The organism is Streptomyces sp. (genome assembly GCF_031178505.1).
GTDB lineage: Bacteria > Actinomycetota > Actinomycetes > Streptomycetales > Streptomycetaceae > Streptomyces > Streptomyces gulbargensis.
In genome coordinates this window covers 35,156-43,052 of record NZ_JAPSIW010000006.1, presented here as the reverse complement: position 1 = coordinate 43,052, position 7,897 = coordinate 35,156, and the positions used below count along the sequence as shown (strand labels likewise).

Below are 7,897 nucleotides of genomic sequence, written 5' to 3'. Positions count from 1 at the left end.
CTCGACGGTGTGGTGCACGTCGACCCCCGCCAGTCAGTGATCAGCGCGGAGGACCTGCGGCTGATCCAGCGGCAGGAAGAGGCGCGGCAGCGCGTGGGGAGGCCCGGATAGATGCCCCTGATCACAGCACCGGTCGTCACCCCGGAGGAGCCGACCACTCCGCCGGTGGAGATCCCGGAGATCGGCTACGCGACGGTCACCTACGTCGACCCGGCGGGGACCCGCTGGCCGATGACCGACCTGGCAGCGGACTGGTACACGCTCGCCGACGGCGTGTCCGGGCTGGGGGCCGCGCCCTACGTGCTGACGTCCGATCCGCACCCGCGCGGCGGGGCCCGGCTGCGGCATGTCCAGCCGCAGCCACGTTCGATCGTCTGGCCGGTGCTGGTCAAGGGCGCCGACCATCTCGTGTTCACGGCGAACTGGCGGGCGCTCGCTCGCGCGTTCACGCGGACGCTTCGGGAGGGGCCGGGCTGGCTGGAGGTGGTCCGCCCGGACGGCACCGGCCGCCGGATCGCCGTCTACTACAGCACCGGCTGGGACGGCCGCGGGCAGACCGCGACCGGCATCACGTGGGACTCGGCCGTCGTCACCCTGTGGTGCGAAGACCCGTACTGGCTGGACCTGGCCCCGCAGGTCGTGCACCGTGAGACCGGTACCCAGGTCGACTATCTGGTGCCGTACCCGTCGGTCAGCTCCAGCCAGGTCCTGGGCGCCACCACGGTCACCAACCCGGGCGACGTCGACGTATGGCCGGAGTGGCGGATCACCGGCCCCGCGAGCGTGATCACGTTCACCCGCGGTGACACCGGCGAGAGCTTCACGCTCACGATGGCGGACACTCCGCACGGGCCGCTCCTTGCCGGGGAGACGGTCACCGTGTCCACCGACCCGCCCCGGGTCCGGTCCGGGACGGGGGAGAACCTCGTCGCCGGACTCGACTGGCCCGGCGCCGTGCTCTGGAGCCTGCCACCGGGCGAGACGCCGGTGACTTTCCAGCTCGACGGCGCCGAGGCGGGCAGCGCCGTCGACCTCACCTTCTACCCCAGGTACGAGACCGCGTGAGGAGGTGGTGGCCGTGGCCGTCCAGCTCCTCGTCACCGACCGCAACTTGAACTTCCTCGGCGACCCGATCACCGGCTGGACGACGCTGTCGGTCGACCTCAACTTCAACCAGCCCGCCAGCGGCAGCGTCACGCTGCCCGCCTACCCGGCGGTCATGCAGCTGCTCCAGCCCGGCAACCGGCTCGTCGTCCTGCGGGACGGGGAGGTCTGGTGCGCGGGGCCGATGGAGGAACCGCAGAACTACACGTGGGCGCAGGACGGCGTCGGCACGGTCACCGTCGCCTTCTCCGACGACCTGTCCCGCATCGCCGGATACCTCACCTACCCCGAGCCCGCGAAGACGTTCGCCTCGCAGACCACGAGCAGCGACGTGTCCCGGACGTTCAGCGCGGTGAACGCCGAGACGGTGGTCCGGACGCTGGTGTCGGAGAACTGCGGGCCCGGCGCCCTGGCGGGCCGCCGCATCGAGCAGCTCGTCCTCGACGACGTGGCCGGGATCGGTAGCAGCATCACGCTGTCCACGCGGTTCGAGGCGCTGCTGGACGCCTGCCGCACGGCGGCCGTCACCGACGGGCTCGGGTTCCGCACCCGGCAGGTCGGTGACCAGATCCGGTTCGGGGTCTACGCCCCGGTCGACCTGACCAGCACAGCGAGGTTCTCCGCCGACCTCGGCAACTTGCGCTCCGTCTCCTTCACGATGGCCGCGCCGCTGGCCACCAGCGAGCTGGTGATGGGCGGCAACGACCCGGCCGACGAGGCGCCCGAGGGCGACCCGCCCAACCAGCGGGTCTACGTCGAGGTCGTCTCCGGCGCGGCCGCCGACTGGTACCGCGTGGAGAAGCTGATCGAGGAGTCCGGCAAGGACAACTCGGCGGGGGAGCTGACGCAGGCCGGGACGCTCGCCCTGGGCACCGACAATCCGCAGGCGTCCCTCGCCACGGTGACGGTGGACACCGAGGACCTGAAGGCCGGCCGGGACTACGGGCTGGGCGACCGCGTCACCGTCGTGCTGCCCACCGGCCTGGAGGTCACGGACCTGGTGCAGACGATCCGCCTGGAGGCAACGCCCGACGAGGGCGAGCTGGTGACCACGGTCGTCGGCGACAGCGACAAGACCACCACGACGGCGACCGTGCGCACCGTGCGCGACCTGGCTCGCCGCCTGGGACGACTCGAAGCAAGGGGGTGACCCGCCGTGGCACAGGAATCCTGGCCCAGCCCGGGACACAACAGCCGCAACGTGACCGACGTCGAATACGAGCTGCTGGCCGCGCGGTTCTCCGACGACGGGATCTACGGTGACCCGTCCGACACGGCCGTGGTGTCCGCGGGCACGGGCCTGTCGGTCAACGTCCGTGCGGGCGTCACCGGGTCGCTGCGCGGGCACGGCTGGATGTCCGGCACGTCGACGGTGACGCTGCCGGTCGACGCCAACAGCTCCGGCGCCACCCGCCGGGACCTGGTCGTGCTGCGCCTGGACCGCTCCGACTGGACTGTGCGGGCCGCGGTGAAGACCGGCGGCCCGTGGCTGCCGTCACCGACGCAGGACACCGGCGACACCGGCGTCTACGAGATCCCCCTCGCCGAGGTCACCGTCCTGTCCGGGGCGTCATCGGTCACGGTCACCCGCGGCGAGCTGTACGTCGGCGGTCGCTTCCGTCCCTGCACGTCCACGACCCGCGATCCCGCGCCGCGGGTGGGCGACGGCTGCGTGGAGACGGACACCGGCCGGGTCCGGGTGTGGAACGGCAGCTCCTGGGGCGTCGTCTACTCGAACTCCGGCGTCGTCGACATCTCCAGCCCGCTGTCAGCGTGGGAGATCACGACCGGGTCGATCCTGGAGGAGCGCAACGGGAACGTCCACCTGCGGCTCGGCAGCTTCACGCGGGCGGCCGGCAGCCTCTCCGGGCCCACCGAATCCCGCCTGCCCATCCTGATTCCGGCTGCCTACCGGCACCCCAACCGGGACCACTACACCATCTGCTACATCACTGGCGCCCGCATCGGCCGCCTCACGATCTTCTCCGCGGCAAGCGACCGGCCCGGCCAGGTGTGGCTGACGCAGCACCCGACCATGGCCACAGGCGACGCCTTGCTGAACTCCGGCTCCAGTTGGGTGGTGTGACGCGTGGCACGGTACGACTTCGGGGCGGGCATCGCGGACTACGTGGTGCAGCCGTCCGACGGCCTGTGGGCCATCGCCCCCGGCGCGGTGCTGACCTTCTGGTCGGCGGCCGACGGCGGCACCCAGTACACCGACCTCCTCGACGCCACGGACGCCCCGGCCACCCAGATCGTGGCTGACGAGCAGGGGTTCGTGCCCGCCTTCCGCGGGCCCGACGGCGTGGCCGGCATGTGGGCGGACGCGGGCGGCGCGTCCCGGGCGTGGATGTCCGCGCGCAACGCGGGCGACGCCGGCGGCACCACGGCCGGGTCGGTGCGGGACTGGCTCAACGTGGACGACTACGGCGCCCAGGGCGACAACGTCACCGACGACACCGCGGCGATCCAGGCCGCGCTCGCCGCCTGCCCGATGGGCGGCATCGTCTACCTCCCGGCCGGCGCCTACCGCACGTCCGCGCCCCTGACGATCCCGCCCGCCGTCACCCTCATGGGCACCCACTCCAACCTGATGGCCGTGACGGGACTCACCGATCCGCCCTGCTACATCAAGCCCTTGCCGAGCTTCACGGGCGACGCGGTGATCGAGTTCCTCGACCAGATCGACGGCGGCTACTCCACCATCTCCGCCGAGCACCGCATCCTGTCCGTCATGATCGACGGGCAGGACCTCACCGGGCCCGGCGTCGACGGCATCCGCGCCGCCGGCAACATCCAGAACGTCTCGATGCGCGACGTCACCGTCCGCCGGGTCACCGGCGCCGGCGTCCACACCGAAGCCAACGCGGGCTCGTTCCCGTACTCCTGGCGGCTGCACCGGGTGATGGTCGACAACTGCGGCTGGCACGGCTTCGCCCTGGAGGTGATGACCGACATCAGCCTCATCGACTGCCAGGCCATCGGCAACGGCGCCAACGGCTTCGAGATCGCCAACGCCGCGAACTCGCACGCGATCGGCTGCCGCGCCGAGTGGAACACCGGCAACGGCTTCCACCTGACCGGCAACTGGGCGACCGGCACCGGCTCCGGCGGCATGCTCCTCGGCGACTGCTCCACCGACCGCAACGGGCAGCACGGTGTTCTCGTCGACGCGACCGGCAACCCGCCGATCCAGATCGAGAACCTCCACACCCGCCGCGATGGCCGCAACAACAACCTCGGCGGTGGCGGCTACGCCGGCCTCGCCTGCACCGGGGCCACCGTGCCCGTGCTGGTCGGCAACGTCACCTGTTACCCGGGCGTCGACGACGACGGCACCGGCGCCAACTCCCCCCAGTACGGCGTGCGGTTCACCGGCTGCACCTACGTGTCGGTCAGCTCCGGGTTTCTGCACGCTGACACCGCCGGCTGGTCCGACGGCGGCGGCAACGCCGTCCTGCGCCGCGGCCCGAACATCGGCGAGCGCACCGGCACCACCGCCGCCCCGGTCGACGCGTTCGCCCAGGCATGGGCGGCAGCAGGAAACTTCACCGTCGGCGGATACTTCGCCACCACGTCCGGGCAGTCCGACGGCCAATGGAACATCTGGTCGCCTACGGCCAAGGCCTTGAACCTGGGCGGCGCTGGCGGCGGCATCGCGATCGCCGAGGGCGCCAACGCCCGCATGGGCGTCGCCACGCTGGCAGCCGGGACAGTGACCGTGGCCAACACCTCCGTCACGGCAACGACCCGCGTGGCCGTCTTCCGGCAGGCCGCGGGCGGCACCCTCGGCCACCTGTCCGCCACCGTCAACGCCGGCGTCGGCTTCACCATCACGTCCAACAGCGCCACCGACACGTCGACCGTCGCCTGGCTCCTGCTCGAACCCGCGTAAGCACCTCCTTCCCGCCACGCCCCGCGCCGCCAGCCCGGCCCGGGGCTTCGTCACGTCTGGAGCCCGTATGGCCACACCCCTGTCCGCCGACCGCTTCCTCGCCGCGCTGAGAGCCGAGGGCGTGAAGGTCGCCGAGCGGTCCGGCTGGCGCACCCACAACCGCAACAGCAAGGGCGCCTGGGGCCCCGTCAACGGCATCGTCATCCACCACACCGCCGGCACGAACAGCCTCAACCTGTGCTGGTCCGGAACGGCCGATCTGCCGGGCCCGCTGTGCCACACCCACCTGGCGAAGACCGGCGTCGCGACGATGCTCAGCGCTGGCCGCGCCAACCACGCCGGCACCTTCGCCGCGAACGCGTTCAACTCGATGCTCAACGAGTCCTCGACGCACCCCCGGCCGGACGCCGCCGAGCCGGTCGACGCGAACGCCCGGACCTACGGCATCGAGATCGAGAACCTCGGCAACGGCTCCGATCCGTACCCGGCGGCGCAGTACGACCAGGCGGTGCGGTGGGCGGCCGCCCTGTGCCGCGCGCACGGCTGGACCGCTCACAGCGTGATCGGCCACAAGGAAGGCACCCGCCGCAAGATCGACCCGTCGTTCGACATGGACGCCTTCCGCGACGCGGTCGCCGCACGCCTCGCCCACGACGCCGGATGGAGCCCCGGCACCAACACCAGCAGCGGTGACAGCGCTGCCACCAAGACGGGAGACGACGACATGCCCGACTACGTCAACCTCGGCGTGGCCGAGCCCTACGAGCTGCGGCCCGGCGGCTGGGACTCGATCGAGTTCACCCGCGAGTGGTCGGACACCGCCGGCGACCACGCCACCAACGGCTCGGTGTGGGCACGCGGCCCGGCCCGCTTCACCGGCACGGTCAGCCTGCACATCGAGGAGCTGCCCGTCGGGGAGGTCGTCCAGGCCCGCATGTCCGAGTACGAGGGCGACCGCTTCGTGCAGGACCACCCGATCCACGAGGTCATCGGCACAGCCGGCGGCACCTTCGCCGTGATCCCGCTGACCAAGCGGATCGCCTCCGGGCGCGGCATGCGCGTCCGTCTCAGGAACTACAGCGACCAGCCGGTCACCGTCTCCAGCGCCGTCCTCACCGTCCTGTCCTGGAAGGAATCCTGACCATGTCCCAGATTCATCTTCCCGACGCCGAGACCGTGGTGAAAACCGCGGCGACCTACGGCCGCGACCTCCTGGAGCGCGTCCTCGCCACGTTCCTGCAGGCGTTCATCGGCGGCATCGTCGTCACCACGCCCCTCGACGGCTCCATGTGGTACGCCGCGCTCGCCGGCGGCGTCGGCGCCGCCCTCGCCCTCGTCAAGGGCCTGATCGCCCGCGTCCGGGACGTCACCAACTCGGCGTCGCTGGCCAAGGGCGTCTGATGCGCGCGGCGGCCCGGCATCTGAAGCGGCGGCTGGGCCGCCGCGGCGCACTCCTCACCTGCAAGGGCATCGTCACCGCCGGGTACGGCTCCGGGCAGGTCGTCGAGCCGACCGGCGACCGGCACGGACTCACCCTTCTACTGAAGGCCGCGCCCCTGGAGACGTGGGGGTGGGCGTGGATTACGGCGGGCGCGATCGCGCTGGTCTGCGCCTGGCTGCCGCCCAGGGCCGACTGGCCGGGGTTCCTGGCCGTTTGGCTCATCGCCACCCCGTGGGCCATGGCCTACCTGCTGTCCTGGTGGCCACTGCACGAGTCGCCCCGCGGCTGGGTGCTCGCCCTGATTTTCGGCGCGTTCGGGTCGGTGTGCCTCGTCACCATCGGCTGGGACGAGCCACCGGCACGATCGGAGCCACCGCGTGAGACCTGAGATGCTGACCGCCCTGTCCGCCCTCGCCGTCGCGGGCGTCACGGCCGTGGGCGGCATCGCCACCGCCGTCGTCGGCCGACGGCAGCCACGCGGCCAGCAGCGCCGCGACGACTTCGCCGCGGTCACCGACCGCATGGACCGGGAGATCACCCGGCAGGGCGAGCGGATCGACGAGCTGGAGGCCGAGACCGAGAGGGACAGGGCCCGGATCACGGCGCAGGACTTCGCGCTGCGGTACATCGCCAGCTGGGCCCGGTCGCTGGTCACCTACATGCGTGCCCAGCAGCTGGAGCCCCCACCCCCGCCTCAACCCGTCCCGGACGAAGTCCGCCCGTACCTGCACGACATCAGCTCATGACCGCGGCCCCGCTCTCCTCCGGGAGAGCGGGGCCGCTTTCGTGCGTCCAGAGGTCAGCTGGCCGCGGGCACCGGCCGGGCCTGCGCCCACAGCACCTCGACATGCTCCGCGAACGGGTCGAACAGGCCGCCATTGCCACGGCGCCGCAGGTGAAACAGCGGCGAGTCGTGCCCGAGCAGGTCGGCCAGATGCGGAGTCACCAGCATCTCGTCGTCGAAGCGGAACACAGACAAGGCGATGTGCCTGTCAGACAGACGGGCCTCCAGCCCGTCCCCCTCGATCCGGCTCAGCGCGTCCAGCGTGATCTGGATGCGGGTGGACACGGTGAGCGGCACCGCCTCGATGTCCTCACGCCAGCGCGTCACCTCGGACTCCGGATCGCCGACGAGGAACCGCACCGCACAGCCCGCTGCCGCCTTGGCCGCGAGCCGATCGCCGACGCGCGGCTGCTCCTGCCAGATGAAGTAGTTGGTGTAGCCCGCGTAGGTGACCTCCCGCGTCGCGTCGTCGAGGAGGCGCTCCCACACACTGGTCGGGCACGCGTTGCGGGACGGGTACGTCGCCACGATCTCCCGGTCGGGGCCGCGCGTCACCGCGCCCCGGATCTTCGGCCACAGCACGTCTGCGTCAACTCCTAACGCCCCAGCCACGTCCTCCCGCGTCTGCGGGTGGGGGACACGGTTGGAGTCTGTGATCCAACGGTCCACCGTC

9 protein-coding genes are annotated in these 7,897 nt (G+C 71.7%); 8 read left to right on the top strand and 1 reads right to left on the bottom strand.

Features of this window, described 5'->3' with window-relative positions; translation table 11 throughout:
* Positions 1–111: 111 nt before the first annotated feature.
* The 8 genes from RIF68_RS01755 (at position 112) to RIF68_RS01720 (ending at position 7,186) form a co-directional block, all read left to right on the top strand.
* Positions 112–1,065: a phage tail protein gene (locus RIF68_RS01755; RefSeq protein WP_309049292.1), complete on the top strand. Its 954-nt coding sequence runs from the start codon at positions 112–114 to the stop codon at positions 1,063–1,065.
* A 13-nt stretch (positions 1,066–1,078) separates the two neighbouring features.
* Positions 1,079–2,254, top strand: a complete 1,176-nt coding sequence (locus RIF68_RS01750) for a siphovirus ReqiPepy6 Gp37-like family protein (protein WP_309049291.1) — start codon at positions 1,079–1,081, stop codon at positions 2,252–2,254.
* A gap of 51 nt (positions 2,255–2,305) precedes the next feature.
* Positions 2,306–3,190 (top strand): hypothetical protein, encoded by an 885-nt coding sequence (locus tag RIF68_RS01745; protein ID WP_309049290.1) that lies wholly within the window; start codon positions 2,306–2,308, stop codon positions 3,188–3,190.
* A gap of 3 nt (positions 3,191–3,193) precedes the next feature.
* Positions 3,194–4,999, top strand: a complete 1,806-nt coding sequence (locus RIF68_RS01740) for a glycosyl hydrolase family 28-related protein (RefSeq protein ID WP_309049289.1) — start codon at positions 3,194–3,196, stop codon at positions 4,997–4,999.
* A gap of 67 nt (positions 5,000–5,066) precedes the next feature.
* Positions 5,067–6,140, top strand: a complete 1,074-nt coding sequence (locus tag RIF68_RS01735; protein WP_309049288.1) for an N-acetylmuramoyl-L-alanine amidase — start codon at positions 5,067–5,069, stop codon at positions 6,138–6,140.
* A 2-nt stretch (positions 6,141–6,142) separates the two neighbouring features.
* Entirely contained in the window at positions 6,143–6,400 is a 258-nt protein-coding gene (locus RIF68_RS01730) for a hypothetical protein (protein WP_309049287.1), read from the top strand.
* On the top strand, positions 6,400–6,828 hold the full coding sequence (locus tag RIF68_RS01725) for a hypothetical protein (protein WP_309049286.1): 429 nt from the start codon (positions 6,400–6,402) through the stop codon (positions 6,826–6,828). Before RIF68_RS01730 ends, RIF68_RS01725 begins: the two co-directional genes overlap by 1 nt.
* A complete protein-coding gene (locus RIF68_RS01720) occupies positions 6,818–7,186 on the top strand; it encodes a hypothetical protein (RefSeq protein ID WP_309049285.1) in 369 nt (122 codons plus the stop codon). Before RIF68_RS01725 ends, RIF68_RS01720 begins: the two co-directional genes overlap by 11 nt.
* Positions 7,187–7,239: 53 nt before the next feature.
* Here RIF68_RS01720 and RIF68_RS01715 read toward each other — a convergent pair whose 3' ends face one another.
* A complete protein-coding gene (locus RIF68_RS01715) occupies positions 7,240–7,806 on the bottom strand; it encodes a hypothetical protein (RefSeq protein ID WP_309049293.1) in 567 nt (188 codons plus the stop codon).
* Positions 7,807–7,897 lie beyond the last annotated feature (91 nt).